Source organism: Streptococcus oralis (assembly GCF_001579175.1).
Lineage (GTDB): Bacteria > Bacillota > Bacilli > Lactobacillales > Streptococcaceae > Streptococcus > Streptococcus oralis_O.
In genome coordinates this window covers 162,871-179,244 of the sequence record NZ_KQ970761.1, presented here as the reverse complement: position 1 = coordinate 179,244, position 16,374 = coordinate 162,871, and the positions used below count along the sequence as shown (strand labels likewise).

Annotated in this window: 20 protein-coding genes and 1 pseudogene; 19 read left to right on the top strand and 2 right to left on the bottom strand. The window is 43.6% G+C overall.

All coding sequences use genetic code 11. The annotated features are described in order from the left end of the window. The first annotated feature begins 5 nt into the window (after positions 1-5). The 13 genes from SORDD24_RS09250 (at position 6) to pflA (ending at position 11,160) form a co-directional block, all read left to right on the top strand. Complete coding sequence (locus SORDD24_RS09250) at positions 6-782, top strand: TatD family hydrolase (RefSeq protein WP_061409834.1); 777 nt, start codon at positions 6-8, stop codon at positions 780-782. Continuing rightward, positions 779-1,357 carry a ribonuclease M5 gene (gene rnmV / locus SORDD24_RS09245; protein ID WP_061409784.1) on the top strand — a complete coding sequence of 193 codons (579 nt, stop codon included), beginning with the start codon at positions 779-781 and terminating at the stop codon, positions 1,355-1,357. Before SORDD24_RS09250 ends, rnmV begins: the two co-directional genes overlap by 4 nt. Next, positions 1,354-2,208, top strand: a complete 855-nt coding sequence (locus tag SORDD24_RS09240; RefSeq protein WP_061409782.1) for an SDR family NAD(P)-dependent oxidoreductase — start codon at positions 1,354-1,356, stop codon at positions 2,206-2,208. Before rnmV ends, SORDD24_RS09240 begins: the two co-directional genes overlap by 4 nt. Before the next feature lie 216 nt (positions 2,209-2,424). Continuing rightward, a complete protein-coding gene (locus SORDD24_RS09235) occupies positions 2,425-2,760 on the top strand; it encodes a ubiquitin family protein (protein ID WP_061409780.1) in 336 nt (111 codons plus the stop codon). Beyond that, entirely contained in the window at positions 2,757-3,629 is an 873-nt protein-coding gene (gene rsmA, locus SORDD24_RS09230) for a 16S rRNA (adenine(1518)-N(6)/adenine(1519)-N(6))-dimethyltransferase RsmA (RefSeq protein WP_061409778.1), read from the top strand. The genes SORDD24_RS09235 and rsmA overlap by 4 nt, the downstream gene beginning before the upstream one ends. Position 3,630: 1 nt before the next feature. Continuing rightward, on the top strand, positions 3,631-4,509 hold the full coding sequence (rsgA, locus tag SORDD24_RS09225) for a ribosome small subunit-dependent GTPase A (protein WP_061409775.1): 879 nt from the start codon (positions 3,631-3,633) through the stop codon (positions 4,507-4,509). A 10-nt stretch (positions 4,510-4,519) separates the two neighbouring features. Further along, positions 4,520-5,176: a ribulose-phosphate 3-epimerase gene (rpe, locus tag SORDD24_RS09220; protein ID WP_061409773.1), complete on the top strand. Its 657-nt coding sequence runs from the start codon at positions 4,520-4,522 to the stop codon at positions 5,174-5,176. Continuing rightward, positions 5,139-5,801 carry a thiamine diphosphokinase gene (locus SORDD24_RS09215; RefSeq protein ID WP_061409771.1) on the top strand — a complete coding sequence of 221 codons (663 nt, stop codon included), beginning with the start codon at positions 5,139-5,141 and terminating at the stop codon, positions 5,799-5,801. Before rpe ends, SORDD24_RS09215 begins: the two co-directional genes overlap by 38 nt. Before the next feature lies 1 nt (position 5,802). Beyond that, positions 5,803-7,059: a DNA recombination protein RmuC gene (gene rmuC, locus SORDD24_RS09210; RefSeq protein ID WP_061409769.1), complete on the top strand. Its 1,257-nt coding sequence runs from the start codon at positions 5,803-5,805 to the stop codon at positions 7,057-7,059. Further along, the gene (locus SORDD24_RS09205; protein WP_061409767.1) at positions 7,049-7,990 is read left to right on the top strand and encodes a 3'-5' exoribonuclease YhaM family protein; all 942 of its coding nucleotides are present in this window, start codon (positions 7,049-7,051) and stop codon (positions 7,988-7,990) included. Before rmuC ends, SORDD24_RS09205 begins: the two co-directional genes overlap by 11 nt. A 104-nt stretch (positions 7,991-8,094) precedes the next feature. Continuing rightward, complete coding sequence (purR, locus tag SORDD24_RS09200; protein WP_002874197.1) at positions 8,095-8,922, top strand: pur operon repressor; 828 nt, start codon at positions 8,095-8,097, stop codon at positions 8,920-8,922. Positions 8,923-8,988: 66 nt separating this feature from the next. Continuing rightward, positions 8,989-10,245 (top strand): diaminopimelate decarboxylase, encoded by a 1,257-nt coding sequence (locus tag SORDD24_RS09195; RefSeq protein WP_061409765.1) that lies wholly within the window; start codon positions 8,989-8,991, stop codon positions 10,243-10,245. Positions 10,246-10,365: 120 nt separating this feature from the next. Beyond that, complete coding sequence (gene pflA / locus SORDD24_RS09190) at positions 10,366-11,160, top strand: pyruvate formate-lyase-activating protein (RefSeq protein WP_001288281.1); 795 nt, start codon at positions 10,366-10,368, stop codon at positions 11,158-11,160. Positions 11,161-11,233: 73 nt separating this feature from the next. Here pflA and yidC read toward each other — a convergent pair whose 3' ends face one another. Further along, positions 11,234-12,163 carry a membrane protein insertase YidC gene (gene yidC, locus SORDD24_RS09185; protein WP_061409832.1) on the bottom strand — a complete coding sequence of 310 codons (930 nt, stop codon included), beginning with the start codon at positions 12,161-12,163 and terminating at the stop codon, positions 11,234-11,236. Positions 12,164-12,240: 77 nt separating this feature from the next. Further along, entirely contained in the window at positions 12,241-12,519 is a 279-nt protein-coding gene (locus SORDD24_RS09180; protein WP_001174620.1) for an acylphosphatase, read from the bottom strand. A gap of 33 nt (positions 12,520-12,552) precedes the next feature. On the opposite strand from SORDD24_RS09180, the gene SORDD24_RS09175 reads away from it, so the two are divergent. The 6 genes and pseudogenes from SORDD24_RS09175 to SORDD24_RS11845 form a co-directional block, all read left to right on the top strand. Then, positions 12,553-13,293, top strand: coding sequence for a TrmH family RNA methyltransferase (locus tag SORDD24_RS09175; protein ID WP_061409763.1), 741 nt, complete (start codon positions 12,553-12,555; stop codon positions 13,291-13,293). 54 nt (positions 13,294-13,347) lie between these two features. After that, complete coding sequence (locus SORDD24_RS09170) at positions 13,348-14,031, top strand: Bax inhibitor-1/YccA family protein (protein ID WP_061409761.1); 684 nt, start codon at positions 13,348-13,350, stop codon at positions 14,029-14,031. Positions 14,032-14,140: 109 nt separating this feature from the next. After that, entirely contained in the window at positions 14,141-15,133 is a 993-nt protein-coding gene (gene asnA / locus SORDD24_RS09165; protein WP_061409759.1) for an aspartate--ammonia ligase, read from the top strand. A 64-nt stretch (positions 15,134-15,197) separates the two neighbouring features. Further along, positions 15,198-15,737, top strand: a complete 540-nt coding sequence (gene rsmD / locus SORDD24_RS09160) for a 16S rRNA (guanine(966)-N(2))-methyltransferase RsmD (protein ID WP_061409757.1) — start codon at positions 15,198-15,200, stop codon at positions 15,735-15,737. Further along, entirely contained in the window at positions 15,727-16,215 is a 489-nt protein-coding gene (coaD, locus tag SORDD24_RS09155) for a pantetheine-phosphate adenylyltransferase (RefSeq protein WP_061409755.1), read from the top strand. The genes rsmD and coaD overlap by 11 nt, the downstream gene beginning before the upstream one ends. Beyond that, positions 16,199-16,374: pseudogene (locus SORDD24_RS11845) on the top strand (peptidase S16); the annotation flags it as partial. The gene coaD and the pseudogene SORDD24_RS11845, both read left to right, overlap by 17 nt.

Here is a 16,374-nt window from a genome sequence, read left to right as displayed (position 1 = left end):
AAGAGATGATATTTGATACGCATACACATTTAAATATAGAAGAATTTGCAGGAAGGGAAGATGAAGAATTAGCCCTAGCTGCTGAGATGGGTGTGACTCGGATGAATATTGTTGGCTTTGACAAGCCGACTATAGAGCGCGCCTTGGAGTTGGTAGATGAGTATGAGCAACTCTACGCAACTATTGGCTGGCATCCGACTGAAGCAGGGACATACACAGACGAGGTCGAAGCTTACTTGCTTGAAAAGTTAAAACATCCCAAAGTTGTTGCCTTGGGTGAGATTGGATTGGACTATCACTGGATGACAGCATCTAAGGAGGTGCAGGAGCAGGTTTTTCGCCGTCAGATTCAGTTATCCAAAGATTTGAATTTACCTTTTGTGGTCCATACCCGTGATGCGTTAGAAGATACTTATGAGATTATCAAGAGCGAGGGAGTTGGTCCTCGTGGTGGCATCATGCATTCATTTTCAGGCTCTTTGGAGTGGGCTGGAAAGTTTGTTGAGCTTGGCATGATCATTTCCTTCTCAGGAGTGGTGACCTTTAAGAAAGCGACGGATATCCAAGAAGCTGCCAGAGAACTTCCTTTGGAAAAGATTTTGGTAGAAACAGATGCCCCTTACTTGGCACCAGTTCCTAAACGGGGTCGCGAAAACAAAACAGCTTACACGCGCTATGTAGTGGACTTTATCGCTGACTTGCGTGGCATGACGACAGAAGAATTAGCTGTGGTGACAAGTGCCAATGCAGAGCGTATTTTTGGATTGGAAAAACAATCATGAAAGAGAAAATTTCCCAAGTCATCGTGGTCGAAGGACGGGATGATACAGCTAATCTCAAACGTTATTTTGACGTAGAGACCTATGAGACACGAGGATCGGCAATCAATGATCAAGACATAGAGCGAATTCAACGCCTGCATGAACTGCATGGAGTCATTGTCTTTACAGATCCTGACTTTAACGGTGAGCGCATTCGTCGCATGATTATGATGGCCCTTCCGACAGTTCAGCATGCCTTTCTCAAACGAGATGAAGCGATTCCCAAGTCCAAGACCAAGGGGCGTTCACTGGGAATCGAACACGCCAGCTATGAGGACCTAAAAACAGCTCTGACTCAGGTGACAGAACAATTTGAAAACGAGAACGAGTTTGACATCAGTCGGAGTGATTTGATTCGCCTGGGTTTCCTAGCAGGAGCGGATAGCCGAAAACGCAGAGAATATCTGGGCGAACAGCTCCGTATCGGCTATTCCAACGGCAAGCAACTTCTCAAGCGCTTAGAGTTGTTTGGAGTGACCTTGGCAGAAGTGGAAGAAGTGATGACTAAGTATTCAGTCCAAGGGAGTCAGAAATGAAAAGAGTGCTTATTACGGGTGGCAATAGTGGTATTGGTTATCAGGTTGCTAAACAATTAGCTGAAAAGGGATGGTTGGTAACTCTCTTTTGTAGACGGGAAGAAGCTGCGGAGCAAGCTTGTGAGAAAATTCGTCAACAGACAGGAAATCCACATGTAGATTATATCTTGGTTGATCTATCTGATATGAAGAGTGTCAGGGAAGCAGCGGAACAGTATATTCAAAAAGAAGACTTTCTAGACGTTCTAATTAACAATGCAGCTGACTTTGATTTGTCAGTCAAAAAGCCCATCCTGACTAAGGATGGTTTAGAAAAGCAATTTGCGACCAATGTTGTTGCACCTTTCTTGCTTTCTATCTTGTTGAAAGGCTTGTTGGAAAAGTCTGAGAGTGGTCGGATTATTAATATTTCTTCTCAAGGGCTGATACTCTATCCTTTCATGAAACTTGATTTTGAAAATTTATCTGGTCAAAAACATTATAGTCCTGCTAAGACCTATTATCAAAATAAACTGGCCTTGTTGATGCTGTCGCTTTATATGCGGAAACATTGGAAAGGTATCAAGGTTCAGGCAATCCGTGTGACCAATGTCAAAGTTGATATGCGCCGCTATGATCACCTCAGCGCTTTTATGAAAAATCTGTATAAAATTAAGTCAAAATTTTCGATTAGTCCTGAAGAAATGGCCAAAGTTTATACAGCTTTATCTACAGAAGATCGCTATGAAGGATTTTTGTATGACGAGAAATGCAAGGAAGTAAAAGCAAATGCACCTGCTTACGAAGAAGAGGAGCAAGAAAAACTCTATTCTTTGCTTGAGCACCTGACTTTTTCAAGAGACAATCCATAAAGAATGAGAAAAATAAATTTCATGGACTGCTTCAATAGTGGAAAGAAATTCAGATATCTAACTCTGTTTGGAGTGACCTTGGCAGAAGTGAAGAGGTTATGAAATCTTATGATAATAGTTGAGCAGACCTCAAAATGCATGGAGAATGTGTTACAATAGAGGTACTTAGATTTATTTTGATAGCGTCCAAATAGAAACTTATAAGGAGAGAGCAAAATGAAAATCCGAGTTGATAGAGATTCTGTCTGTATGGGTGATGATGTATTACCTCATGAGGTAGAATTTGAAGTTCCTGAGGATATGACAGTGAAAGATTTTTTTGATTTTCTAGAAATGGAACGTTACCTACCCTCTGTCCAAGGGAATAATGTTGCCTGGGAACTTCGTAATAGAAACGGGGAACATGGAGTTTATTTCACCAAAACACGAGAAATCATTCATCCAGATGTACTCCTAAAAGATATGGTGGAAGGATTTGATGGAACACCCTTATTTGTTTTGCTCTATCATTATACTCCAGAAGCTTACTATAATAGAAAAGAGAATAGATGAGAATTGCAGATTATAGCGTGACCAAGGCAGTGCTGGAACGTCACGGTTTTACCTTTAAAAAGTCCTTCGGGCAAAATTTCCTGACGGATACTAATATCCTTCAAAAAATCGTGGATACGGCTGAAATTGATGACCAGGTTAATGTTATCGAAATTGGGCCAGGAATTGGTGCCTTAACGGAGTTTCTGGCTGATCGTGCGGCAGAAGTTATGGCCTTTGAGATCGACCACCGTTTGGTACCGATTTTGGCAGATACTCTTCGTGATTTTGACAATGTGACAGTAGTCAATGAGGATATTCTTAAGGTCGATTTGGCGCAACATATCCAGAATTTCAAAAATCCAGACCTGCCCATTAAGGTGGTAGCCAACTTGCCTTACTACATTACGACGCCTATTCTCATGCACTTGATTGAAAGTGGCATTCCTTTTAGTGAGTTTGTCGTTATGATGCAGAAAGAAGTGGCGGATCGTATCTCCGCACAGCCAAATACTAAGGCTTACGGTAGTTTGTCGATTGCTGTCCAGTATTATATGACAGCCAAGGTTGCCTTTATCGTGCCTCGTACGGTCTTTGTACCAGCGCCAAACGTGGACTCGGCTATCCTGAAAATGGTACGCCGCCCAGAACCTGCTGTAGCAGTAGAAGATGAGCAGCTCTTCTTTAAGGTTTCCAAGGCTAGTTTCACTCATCGCCGCAAGACCTTGTGGAATAACCTGACAGGCTACTTTGGCAAGACTGATGAAGTCAAGGAAAAGTTGACCAAGGCTTTAGATCAGGCGGGCTTGTCACCAAGTGTACGTGGAGAAGCTCTCAGCTTGGCAGAATTTGCTAGCCTAGCAGATGCGCTAAAAGGACAAGGACTCTAAAATGCAGGGACAAATCATTAAAGCCTTGGCGGGCTTCTACTATGTGGAGAGTGAGGGTCAGGTTTACCAGACGCGTGCGCGTGGGAATTTTCGTAAAAAAGGCCACACACCCTATGTTGGGGACTGGGTAGACTTTTCTGCGGAGGAAAACTCAGAAGGCTATATTCTCAAGATTCATGAACGGAAAAACAGTCTGGTCCGTCCGCCTATTGTCAATATTGACCAAGCTGTGGTGATCATGTCCGTCAAGGAACCGGACTTCAACAGCAATTTGCTGGATCGTTTCTTGGTTCTTTTGGAGCACAAGGGCATCCATCCTATCGTCTATATTTCTAAAATGGATTTGCTAGAAGATAGGGGAGAGCTGGATTTTTACCAGCAGACTTACGGTGCCATTGGCTATGACTTTGTGACCAGTAAGGAAGAACTCTTGCCACTTTTGACAAACAAGGTGACGGTTTTTATGGGGCAGACAGGTGTTGGGAAGTCAACCCTTCTCAACAAAATCGCACCGGACCTCAATCTTGAAACAGGAGAAATCTCAGATAGTTTAGGTCGTGGGCGTCATACCACTCGAGCTGTAAGTTTTTACAATCTCAATGGTGGTAAAATCGCGGACACTCCAGGATTTTCATCACTGGATTATGAAGTGACAACGGCTGAAGACCTTAATCAGGCCTTCCCAGAGATTGTCAGTGTCAGTCGAGACTGTAAATTCCGTACCTGTACCCATACCCATGAGCCGTCCTGTGCCGTCAAGCCAGCTGTAGAAGAGGGTATCATTGCCAGCTTCCGTTTTGACAACTACCTGCAATTCCTCAGTGAGATTGAAAATCGTAGAGAAACTTATAAAAAAGTCAGCAAAAAAATTCCAAAATAAGGAGAAACCTATGTCTCAATACAAGATTGCTCCGTCAATTCTGGCAGCAGATTATGCCAACTTTGAACGTGAAATCAAACGTCTAGAAGCAACTGGGGCAGAATATGCCCATATCGATATTATGGATGGTCACTTTGTACCACAAATCAGTTTTGGTGCAGGTGTGGTCGAAAGTCTTCGTCCTCATAGCAAGATGGTCTTTGACTGCCACTTGATGGTAGCTAATCCAGAGCATCATTTAGAGGACTTTGCGCGTGCAGGTGCAGATATCATCAGCATTCATGTCGAAGCAACGCCTCATATCCATGGTGCTCTTCAAAAGATTCGTTCTCTAGGTGTCAAGCCTTCTGTTGTCGTTAACCCTGGTACACCGGTTGAAGCTATCAAACACGTACTTCACCTAGTGGACCAAGTCCTCGTCATGACGGTTAACCCTGGCTTCGGCGGGCAAGCCTTTCTACCTGAAACCATGGATAAGATTCGTGAGTTGGTTACCCTTCGTGAGGAAAAAGGCTTGAATTTTGAGATCGAAGTCGATGGTGGGATTGATGATCAAACCATTTCTCAAGCTAAAGAAGCTGGTGCTACAGTTTTTGTAGCAGGGTCTTATGTCTTTAAGGGAGATGTCAATGAACGAGTGCAAACGCTCAGAAAACAACTGGACTAGGGTTGCTGTTTTTGCAGGTGGAGACCGTGGTCATTATCGGACAGATTTTGATTGCTTTGTCGGTGTGGATCGTGGTTCGCTCTGGGTTTTGGAAGAAGACCTTCCTCTGGCTCTAGCAGTTGGAGATTTTGATTCGGTAACCACAGACGAACGTCAGGTGATTCAAAAACGTGCCCAGCATTTTGTTCAAGCTCAGCCAGAAAAAGATGATACGGATCTGGAACTAGCACTTTTAACGATTTTTGAAAAAAATCCTCAAGCCCAAGTGACCATTTTTGGGGCTTTGGGTGGTCGTATTGATCATATGCTGGCTAATGTCTTTCTGCCTAGCAATCCCAAGTTAGCACCCTATATGCGCCAGATAGAGATTGAGGATGGGCAAAATATGATTAGCTATTGTCCAGAAGGAACCAGTCAGCTAGAGCCCAGTTCAGACTACGATTATCTAGCCTTTATGCCGGTTCGGGATAGTCAGTTGACCATTATCGGAGCCAAGTATGAGTTGACTGAGGAAAATTTTTTCTTTAAAAAAGTGTACGCTTCTAACGAATATATAGATAGGGAAGTTTCGGTGACTTGCCCAGATGGCTATGTCGTCGTGCTGCATAGCAAGGACAGGAGGTAGGATGGAGACTGTATTATTACTATTATTAATTGCCAACCTAGCTGGACTCTTTCTCATTTGGCAAAGGCAGGATAAGCAAGAGAAACACCTAAGCAAGAGCTTGGAGGATCAGGCAGACAATCTTTCAGATCAACTGGATTATCGCTTTGAACAAGCCAGACAAGCCAGCCAACTAGACCAAAAAGATTTGGAAGCGGCTGTCAGCGACCGCTTGCAGGAAGTGCGAATGGAGTTGCACCAAGGCTTGACTCAAGTCCGTCAAGAAATGACAGATAATCTCCTCCAAACCAGAGACAAGACCGACCAACGTCTCCAAGCTTTGCAGGAATCAAATGAGCAACGCCTAGAACAAATGCGCCAAACAGTCGAGGAAAAATTAGAAAAGACCTTACAGACGCGCTTGCAGGCTTCCTTTGAGACAGTTTCTAAACAACTGGAGTCTGTCAATCGTGGCCTTGGAGAAATGCAGACAGTTGCCCGCGATGTCGGAGCCCTCAATAAGGTTCTCTCAGGAACCAAAACGAGAGGTATTCTGGGTGAATTGCAACTGGGGCAAATCATCGAGGATATCATGACGCCTACCCAGTACGAGCGAGAATATGCAACGGTTGAAAACTCCAGTGAACGAGTGGAATACGCCATCAAGTTGCCTGGGCAAGGCGACCAGGAATACGTTTATCTACCAATTGACTCCAAGTTTCCACTGGCAGATTATTACCGCCTAGAAGAAGCCTATGAAGCAGGTGATAAGGACGAGATTGAACGCTGTCGTAGATCTCTCTTGACAAGCGTTAAGCGTTTCGCCAAGGATATCAAGAGCAAGTATATAGCGCCGCCTCGGACGACCAATTTTGGAGTCTTGTTTGTTCCGACAGAAGGTCTTTATTCAGAGATCGTCCGCAATCCGGCCTTCTTTGATGATTTGAGACGGGAAGAGCAGATTATCGTTGCAGGTCCAAGTACCCTGTCGGCTCTGCTCAACTCCCTATCGGTTGGCTTCAAAACTCTCAATATCCGAAAGAGTGCCGACCATATCAGCAAGACCCTTGCCAGCGTTAAGACCGAGTTTGGCAAGTTCGGAGGCATTCTGGTCAAGGCACAAAAGCATCTCCAACACGCCTCTGGCAGTATTGATGAATTATTAAACCGTCGTACCACAGCTATCGAGCGGACGCTCCGTCACATTGAGTTATCAGAAGGTGAGCCTGCGCTTGATCTACTCCATTTCCAAGAAGATGAGGAAGAATATGAAGATTAGTCACATGAAAAAAGATGAGCTGTTTGAAGGCTTTTACCTGATCAAGTCAGCTGACCTGAGACAGACGCGTGCTGGGAAAAACTACCTAGCCTTTACTTTCCAAGACGATAGTGGCGAGATTGAAGGGAAACTCTGGGATGCCCAACCTCATAACGTTGAGGCCTTTACCGCAGGGAAAGTGGTCCACATGCAAGGGCGCAGAGAAGTTTATAACAACACTCCTCAAGTCAATCAAATTACCCTTCGTTTACCTCAGCCTGGGGAACCCAATGATCCAGCTGATTTCAAGGTCAAGTCTCCAGTCGATGTCAAGGAAATCCGTGACTACATGTCGCAAATGATTTTCAAAATTGAAAATCCTGTCTGGCAGCGTATCGTTCGCAGTCTCTACACCAAGTATGATAAGGAATTCTACTCCTATCCAGCTGCAAAAACCAACCACCATGCCTTTGAAACGGGTTTGGCTTTTCACACGGCAACCATGGTGCGCTTGGCAGATGCCATTAGCGACATCTATCCTCAGCTCAATAAGAGCTTGCTCTATGCCGGGATTATGTTGCATGACTTGGCCAAGGTTTTAGAACTCAGCGGTCCTAATCAGACGGAGTACACAGTGCGAGGCAATCTCATCGGTCATATCGCCCTAATTGATAGCGAAATTACCAAAGCAGTCATGGAGCTTGGCATCGATGACACTCGAGAAGAAGTGGTGCTACTACGCCATGTCATCCTCAGTCACCATGGATTACTCGAGTATGGTAGTCCTGTTCGTCCTCGTGTGATGGAAGCTGAAATCATTCATATGATCGATAATCTCGATGCCAGCATGATGATGATGACAACAGCACTTGCTTTGGTGGATAAAGGAGAAATGACCAACAAAATCTTCGCCATGGACAATCGTTCCTTCTATAAACCAGATTTAGATTAATAATTTAAGAAAAACGAGCATTTTTTACACAAGAATGTTCGTTTTTTTATGTGAATGTGGTATAATGGATAAAATATCAAAATTAAATGGAATGGTAAATAAAAATGAAATTAAGAAGAAGTGATCGAATGGTTGTCATTTCCAACTATTTGATTAATAATCCATACAAACTAACCAGTCTCAATACCTTTGCGGAAAAGTACGAATCAGCTAAATCATCTATCTCAGAGGACATCGTGATTATCAAGCGTGCTTTTGAAGAAATCGAAATCGGCCATATCCAGACAGTGACTGGAGCAGGTGGTGGCGTTATCTTTACACCATCCATCTCTAGCCATGAAGCTAAAGAAATGATCGCAGACTTGCGTGATAAGCTTTCAGAAAGCGACCGTATCTTGCCAGGTGGCTACATCTACCTATCTGATTTGCTTAGTACACCTGCCATTTTGAAAAATATTGGTCGCATCATTGCCAAGAGTTTTATGGACCAAAAAATCGATGCCGTTATGACAGTAGCAACAAAGGGTGTTCCGCTTGCAAATGCAGTTGCCAATGTCCTCAATGTTCCATTTGTCATTGTGCGTCGTGATTTGAAAATTACTGAAGGTTCAACTGTCAGTGTAAACTATGTATCAGGATCAAGTGGTGACCGCATTGAAAAAATGTTCCTTTCAAAACGCAGTCTCAAGGCAGGCAGTCGTGTCTTGATCGTGGATGACTTCTTGAAAGGTGGCGGAACTGTCAACGGGATGATTAGTCTCTTGCGTGAGTTCGATTCTGAACTAGCTGGTGTCGCAGTCTTTGCAGACAATGCCCAAGAAGAACGTGAAAAGCAGTTTGATTACAAGTCACTCTTGAAAGTAACCAATATTGATGTCAAGAACCAATCCATCGATGTCGAGATTGGAAATATCTTTGACGAAGACAAATAAGAGATAGCACTAAAGGTTGGAACGATTGTCCCAGCCTTTCTTTGCAAACAGAATAGAAGGATGCTTATGAAAACACCATTTATCAGCCGAGAAGATTTGGAAACGATTGTTGCAGAGTTCCCGACTCCCTTTCACTTATATGACGAGAAGGGAATTCGCGAAAAAGCAAGAGCGGTCAACCAAGCTTTTTCCTGGAACGAGGGCTTTAAGGAATATTTTGCAGTCAAGGCTACCCCAACACCAGCCATCTTGAAAATCCTCAAAGAGGAAGGTTGCGGTGTGGACTGCTCTAGTTATGTAGAACTTTTAATGAGTCATAAACTGGATTTCCCTGGTTCTGAGATCATGTTCTCATCAAACAACACGCCAGACCAAGAGTATGCTTATGCGCGAGAATTGGGGGCGACCATTAACTTGGATGCCTTTGAAGACATTGAACATCTTGAGAGAGCAGCAGGTATCCCAGAAATCATCTCTTGTCGATACAATCCTGGAGGCGTTTTTGAGCTAGGAACAGACATCATGGACAATCCTGGGGAGGCCAAGTTTGGGATGACCAAGGATCAACTCTTTGAAGCCTTTGCCGTTTTGAAGGAAAAAGGAGCCAAGACTTTTGGGATTCATTCCTTCCTAGCATCCAATACCGTGACCCATCTCTACTATCCAGAGTTAGCCCGCCAGCTCTTTGAATTAGCTGTGGAAATCAAGGAAAAATTGGGCATTTCACTGGACTTTATTAATCTTTCTGGCGGAATCGGTGTCAACTATCGCCCAGATCAGGAGCCAAATGATATTGCGATGATTGGTGAAGGGGTGCGTAAGGTGTATGAAGAAGTCCTTACGCCAGTAGGTCTTGGTCAGGTCAAGATTTTCACTGAATTGGGACGTTTTATGCTAGCACCCCACGGAGTTCTCGTCACAAAAGTCACCCATAAAAAGAAAACCTACCGTACCTATCTGGGTGTGGATGCCTCAGCAGTCAACCTCATGCGCCCAGCCATGTACGGCGCCTATCATCATATCAGCAATCTGACGCAACCAGACGGACCGGTGGAGGTCGTAGATGTGGTTGGATCGCTCTGTGAAAATAATGATAAATTTGCCGTTAACCGCGAACTACCTCATACAGAAATAGGTGATTTGCTGGTGATTCATGATACAGGTGCACATGGATTCTCCATGGGTTATCAGTACAATGCCAAACTACGCTCGGCAGAAATCCTCTATACCGAAGAAGGAAATGCTCGCCAAATCCGCCGTGCAGAGCGTCCTGAGGACTATTTCGCAACCTTGTATGGTTTTGATTTTGAACCGGATCACTAAAAGGGTATGAAAATGAAAGTGAAAAACAGATTGCTTTCTAAAAAATAGACAAAAAACCTTGTTTTTCATCTTACTCATGATATAATAAAACTATAAAACGGTTTCAAGGAAGGTGACGATATGTCTGAAGAAACAATTGACTATGGACAAGTGACAGGAATGGTGCATTCGACAGAGAGTTTTGGGGCGGTAGATGGCCCTGGGATTCGTTTCATTGTCTTTTTGCAGGGTTGTCACATGCGTTGCCAGTACTGTCATAACCCTGATACATGGGCTATGGAAACCAATAAATCACGCGAACGGACAGTAGACGATGTCTTGACAGAAGCTCTTCGCTACCGTGGTTTTTGGGGAGACAAGGGAGGAATCACTGTTAGTGGAGGAGAAGCCCTCTTACAGATTGATTTCCTAATTGCCCTCTTTACCAAGGCCAAGGAAAAAGGAATCCACTGTACCTTGGACACCTGTGCCCTTCCATTCCGTAACAAGCCACGTTATCTCGAAAAGTTTAATAAACTCATGGCGGTGACAGACTTGGTTCTTCTGGATATCAAGGAAATCAACGAAGAACAGCACAAGATTGTAACCAGCCAAACCAATAAAAACATCTTGGCCTGTGCCCAGTACCTATCAGATATTGGGAAGCCTGTTTGGATTCGCCACGTGCTGGTTCCAGGTTTGACGGACAGAGATGAGGACTTGATCGAACTCGGTAAGTTTGTCAAAACCCTCAAAAACGTTGATAAGTTTGAAATCTTGCCTTATCATACGATGGGCGAGTTCAAGTGGCGTGAACTTGGAATTCCTTATTCGCTCGAAGGGGTCAAACCGCCCACAGCAGACCGTGTCAAGAATGCCAAGGAATTGATGGATACCGAAAGCTATCAAGACTACATGAAACGTGTCCATGGATAAAAAAGAAGCCTGATGAGAACATCGGGCTTTTGTGTTGCAAAAAAAGACTTAGCCTTTCAGCTAAGCCTTTTGCTTATTTTCTAGAACGTTGCTTTCCAGAGTTGCGATTTTTCTTTTTCTTGTTCGTTAGGATAGCTTGCGGCATTTCAGGAGTGACATCTTTTCGTCCACCTGAAGTTGAAACTGCACTCACTTTTGGAGGGTTCTTTTCATACTCTTCACGAACTTTTTGGCGAAGTTTTGGACGGACAATATAGTTTACGATGAATTGTTGGAGAATCATCATGAAACCACCGACAACCCAGTAAAGAGTCACACTGGCTGGTGAGAAGAGGGAGAAGACTACAATCATGAGTGGGCTCATGTAGATCATTTTCTTCAGTTGGTCTCTTTGCATCTCATCTTCTACTCCGTGGAGAGAGAGGAGAGATTGGAGATAGTAGAGAATACCAGCGCAAGCTACTAAAATCATACTTGGTGAACCGAGTTCGATACCAAGGAAGCTAGACTGGGCTACTCCTTCAGTGTTCTGAGCGGCAAAGTAAATAGCTGAGAAGAAAGGCATTTGAAGTAAGACAGGGAAGCATCCTACTCCACCGAGCATGCTGATGCCATGCTCTTTTTGAGCGGCAAAGAGAGCTTGTTGAGCCTCGAGTTTTTCTTCTTGTGTTGTCGCTTCTTTGAGGCGTGTCTGGTGTGGTTCGAGCACATGTTTGAGAGCGTTCATCTTTTCAGAGTGAAGCGTTGCTTTCCAGGATTGGTAGATGCCGAGTGGCAAGATAATCAAGCGTACGATAATGGTTACGATGATAATCCCAACCCCAAAACCAAGTCCCATGTCGTTTGCAAAGTATTTGATGGCCTCCGCCATAGGTGCTCCGATAGTATTCCAGATAAATCCAGTTGGTTGTCCAGTTGTTTTATCTACAGAGACACAGCCTGTCAAGACGAGTAGCATAGCCACTCCCATAGCAGAGAGGGCAAAACGTTTAATAGATTTCAATGTTTTCATTCCTTCTTTAAAAATTATACCTTTCTATTCTACTGTTTTTTTGTAAAATATACAATAGTTCTAGAGACCTAATTTGCGACTTTGAAGTCTGAATAGGATGAAAAGTTGCTCATTTGCACATCCAGATAGGTAACTTTTGAAAAAGGCGTCGGACCTTTTCGGATTTCTTGGATAAATTTTGCCATAGTGGCAGAGGAGTCTGCCTGAGCAAGAATTTCCACTGTGCCATCGTCATTATTCCAAACACGACCAGTGATGCCACCGATTTCAAGAGCTAAAGTATAAACACCCCAGCGAAAACCAACACCCTGCACCCTACCTTGGGCAATCATTCTAACCTTTTGCATACCAAACCCCTTTGATTGTGTTATAATATTTCTATGACTATTATAACCTCAAAAGCCAATTCAGTGGTAAAAAATGCCAAGAAATTACATCAAAAAAAATATCGAAAGTCTGCTTATTTGATTGAGGGCTGGCACTTGTTTGAAGAAGCTGTTCAAGCAGGAGTGACGATTGAGAAGATTTTTGCCTTAGAAAGTTACCGAGATCAGCTAGCCGCTTTTCCTCAAACTATCTGGGTTTCAGAGGAGATTTTGCTGGATTTGGCAGATACGCAAACTCCTCAAGGGATTGTTGCAGTGATTCAAAAAGAAGAAGTGGGACTGCCTGAACTCCATCAGGGTAAGTTTCTATTTTTAGAAGACGTTCAAGATCCTGGTAATGTGGGTACAATGATTCGGACTGCGGACGCTGCAGGTTTTACAGGAGTCATTGTTTCAGACAAGTCAGCGGATATCTACAGTCTCAAGACCCTGCGTTCCATGCAAGGAAGTCATTTTCACTTGCCCATCTATCGTCTGCCTCTTGCCAGCTTTGTAGAGGAGGCAAAGAAGAGCAATTTGCCCATTCTAGCAACGACCTTATCGAGAGATTCAAAAGATTATCGTGAGCTTTCTTCACTAGAGAACTTTGTTTTAGTCATGGGAAATGAAGGACAGGGGATTAGTTCTGTCATGGCTGAGAGTGCTGATCAGCTGGTTCACATTGGCATGAAAGGTCGAGCAGAGAGTCTCAACGTGGCAGTTGCAGCAGGCATATTGATGTTTTATTTCAGCTAATTTATAAAATCTTTGTTATAATCAAGACATATTTATAGAAAAAGGAGAATCAAAATGAATCAATCGATTATTCAAGAACGTTCAGGTCTCAATCAATTTTACGCTAAGGTTTACGCCTTTGTGGGACTTGGGATTGGTCTATCAGCTCTCGTGTCAGCTTTGATGTTGACAGTATTTCAGTCCCAATTGGTCTACTTTTTAATGCATGGCCGTCTCTGGTTGATGATTGCAACTTTTGCAGAACTTGCTCTAGTCTTTGTTGCAAGTAGCATGGCTGCCAAAAATAGCCCAGCAGCTCTCCCAGTATTTTTAGTTTATTCTGTTTTAAATGGATTTACGCTCAGCTTTGTCGTAGCCTTCTATACACCTGGGACCGTCTTATCAGCCTTTGTATCCAGTGCCCTTCTTTTCTTTGTCATGGCGGCAATCGGAATTTTCACCAAGAAGGATTTGAGTGGAATGGGACGAGCTTTGATGGCGGCGCTTGTTGGTCTCATCATAGCCATGGTTGTGAATCTATTTTTAGCCAATAGCTTCTTTGACTACATGATTAGTATTGCCATGGTCTTGGTTTTCTCAGGTTTGATTGCTTGGGACAACCAAAAGATTCGCTATGTTTATGAGCAGTCACGAGGACAAGTAGCGACAGGATGGGTCATCTCAATGGCGCTCAGTATCTATCTAGACTTTATCAACCTCTTCCTTAGCATCTTACGAATCTTTGGTCGAAACGATTAATGAATGACAGGGTCAGTGTTCAAAAGAGCACTGACTTTTTCTTATTTACTCTTTTCTTTTCTTGGAAATAGGTGTATAATGCTTTTAACTAATTTTTGAGGAGCTGTTTATGAAGAAAAGTTTTATTCATCAACAAGAAGAAATTTCCTTTGTGAAGAACACTTTTACCCAGTATTTGAAAGATAAGTTAGAAGTTGTTGAAGTTCAAGGTCCTATCTTGAGCAAGGTCGGGGATGGGATGCAGGACAACCTGTCAGGTGTCGAAAATCCAGTATCCGTCAAGGTTTTGCAGATTCCAGATGAAACCTATGAGGTCGTTCACTCACTTGCCAAATGGAAACGCCACACCTTGGCTCGTTTTGGTTTCGGTGATGGGGAAGGCTTGTTTGTCCACATGAAGGCTTTGCGCCCAGATGAAGATTCGCTAGATGCGACCCATTCTGTTTATGTAGACCAGTGGGACTGGGAAAAAGTGATTCCAAATGGAAAACGCAATATCGCTTATCTTAAAGAAACAGTTGAAAAGATTTACAAGGCTATTCGTCTGACAGAGCTAGCCGTAGAAGCCCGCTATGATATCGAATCAATCTTACCAAAACAAATTACCTTTATCCATACAGAAGAGTTGGTAGAACGCTATCCAGACCTAACACCGAAAGAGCGTGAAAATGCAATCTGTAAAGAATTCGGTGCGGTCTTCTTGATTGGTATTGGTGGGGAATTGCCTGACGGGAAACCGCATGACGGACGTGCGCCTGACTACGATGACTGGACTACAGAGTCTGAAAATGGCTACAAAGGGTTAAATGGGGATATTCTAGTTTGGAACGAATCTCTTGGTTGTGCCTTTGAACTTTCATCAATGGGGATTCGGGTAGATGAAGACACCCTTCGTCGCCAAGTTGCCCTTACAGGAGACGAAGATCGTCTGGAGTTGGAATGGCATAAAGCCCTGCTCAACGGCCTTTTCCCATTGACAATCGGTGGGGGTATCGGACAGTCTCGGATGGCCATGTTCCTTCTTCGTAAGAAACACATCGGAGAGGTTCAGACCAGTGTTTGGCCTCAAGAAGTTCGCGACACTTACGAAAACATCTTGTAGGAAATCGAACCGTAAGGTTCGGTTTTCTTTCTCTTTTTGCCCATAATTTGGTATAATAAACGGTATGAAAATCGTATCAGGAATCTATGGGGGGCGTCCTCTCAAGACGCTAGAAGGCAAGACGACGAGGCCGACATCTGATAAGGTGAGAGGAGCTATCTTTAACATGATAGGTCCCTATTTTGAGGGTGGTCGTGTCTTGGATCTCTATGCTGGCAGTGGGGGTTTATCCATTGAGGCAATCTCGCGTGGGATGTCCCATGCTGTCTTAGTGGAACGGGATCGAAAGGCACAAGCAGTCATCGCTGAAAATATCCAGATGACCAAGGAAGTTTCTAAATTTCAGCTCTTAAAGATGGAAGCTGACCGTGCTCTAGAGCAAGTCGGAGGGACATTTGATTTGGTCTTTTTAGACCCTCCCTATGCAAAAGAACAAATCGTTGCAGATATCGAAAAAATGGCAGAAAGAAATCTCTTCTCCCAAGAAGTCATGGTTGTCTGTGAAACCGATAAGTCTGTAGAACTACCAGAAGAAATCGCCTGCTTAGGCATCTGGAAGGAAAAAATATATGGGATTAGTAAGGTGACGGTCTATGTCAGATAAAATTGGATTATTTACAGGTTCATTTGATCCGATGACAAATGGACATCTGGATATCATTGAACGTGCCAGCAAACTCTTCGATAAGCTCTATGTCGGGGTTTTCTACAATCCCCACAAACAAGGTTTTCTCCCCGTTGAAAACCGCAAACGAGCAGTTGAAAAAGCCGTAGCACATTTAGAAAATGTAGAAGTCATGTCTTCTCACGACCAATTAGTTGTTGATGTTGCAAGAAGACTGGGAGCTAAAACTCTTGTCCGTGGCTTGCGGAACGCTACAGACTTGCAATACGAGGCTAGTTTTGACTACTACAATCATCAACTGGCTCCAGAAATCGAAACCATTTACCTATATAGTCGCCCAGAGCATCTCTATGTCAGCTCGTCAGCCATGAGAGAACTTCTGAAGTTTGGTCAGGAGATTCAGCAATATGTTCCAAACAGTGTTGTGGAGGAATTAGAACATGAAGAAAAAAACTAGATGGCCCTTATATGTCATCCTAGCACTAGTATTGACTTTTTTAGCCTTTGTAGTACCTTTGCCTTACTACATAGAAGTTCCAGGTGGAGCGGAAGATATTCGTCGCGTTTTGAAAGTCAATGAAACAGAAGACACAGAAGCAGGAGCTTACCAGTTTGT

Coding starts and splice junctions, on each gene's coding strand:
- SORDD24_RS09175 (WP_061409763.1), top strand. CDS start 12,553: ATGACTATTATAACCTCAAAAGCCAATTCAGTGGTAAAAAATGCCAAG.
- rsmA (WP_061409778.1), top strand. CDS start 2,757: ATGAGAATTGCAGATTATAGCGTGACCAAGGCAGTGCTGGAACGTCAC.
- SORDD24_RS09195 (WP_061409765.1), top strand. CDS start 8,989: ATGAAAACACCATTTATCAGCCGAGAAGATTTGGAAACGATTGTTGCA.
- rsgA (WP_061409775.1), top strand. CDS start 3,631: ATGCAGGGACAAATCATTAAAGCCTTGGCGGGCTTCTACTATGTGGAG.
- SORDD24_RS09205 (WP_061409767.1), top strand. CDS start 7,049: ATGAAGATTAGTCACATGAAAAAAGATGAGCTGTTTGAAGGCTTTTAC.
- SORDD24_RS09215 (WP_061409771.1), top strand. CDS start 5,139: ATGAACGAGTGCAAACGCTCAGAAAACAACTGGACTAGGGTTGCTGTT.
- SORDD24_RS09235 (WP_061409780.1), top strand. CDS start 2,425: ATGAAAATCCGAGTTGATAGAGATTCTGTCTGTATGGGTGATGATGTA.
- rnmV (WP_061409784.1), top strand. CDS start 779: ATGAAAGAGAAAATTTCCCAAGTCATCGTGGTCGAAGGACGGGATGAT.
- rpe (WP_061409773.1), top strand. CDS start 4,520: ATGTCTCAATACAAGATTGCTCCGTCAATTCTGGCAGCAGATTATGCC.
- SORDD24_RS09240 (WP_061409782.1), top strand. CDS start 1,354: ATGAAAAGAGTGCTTATTACGGGTGGCAATAGTGGTATTGGTTATCAG.
- SORDD24_RS09250 (WP_061409834.1), top strand. CDS start 6: ATGATATTTGATACGCATACACATTTAAATATAGAAGAATTTGCAGGA.
- pflA (WP_001288281.1), top strand. CDS start 10,366: ATGTCTGAAGAAACAATTGACTATGGACAAGTGACAGGAATGGTGCAT.
- purR (WP_002874197.1), top strand. CDS start 8,095: ATGAAATTAAGAAGAAGTGATCGAATGGTTGTCATTTCCAACTATTTG.
- rsmD (WP_061409757.1), top strand. CDS start 15,198: ATGAAAATCGTATCAGGAATCTATGGGGGGCGTCCTCTCAAGACGCTA.
- SORDD24_RS09180 (WP_001174620.1), bottom strand. CDS start 12,519: ATGCAAAAGGTTAGAATGATTGCCCAAGGTAGGGTGCAGGGTGTTGGT.
- rmuC (WP_061409769.1), top strand. CDS start 5,803: ATGGAGACTGTATTATTACTATTATTAATTGCCAACCTAGCTGGACTC.
- SORDD24_RS09170 (WP_061409761.1), top strand. CDS start 13,348: ATGAATCAATCGATTATTCAAGAACGTTCAGGTCTCAATCAATTTTAC.
- asnA (WP_061409759.1), top strand. CDS start 14,141: ATGAAGAAAAGTTTTATTCATCAACAAGAAGAAATTTCCTTTGTGAAG.
- coaD (WP_061409755.1), top strand. CDS start 15,727: ATGTCAGATAAAATTGGATTATTTACAGGTTCATTTGATCCGATGACA.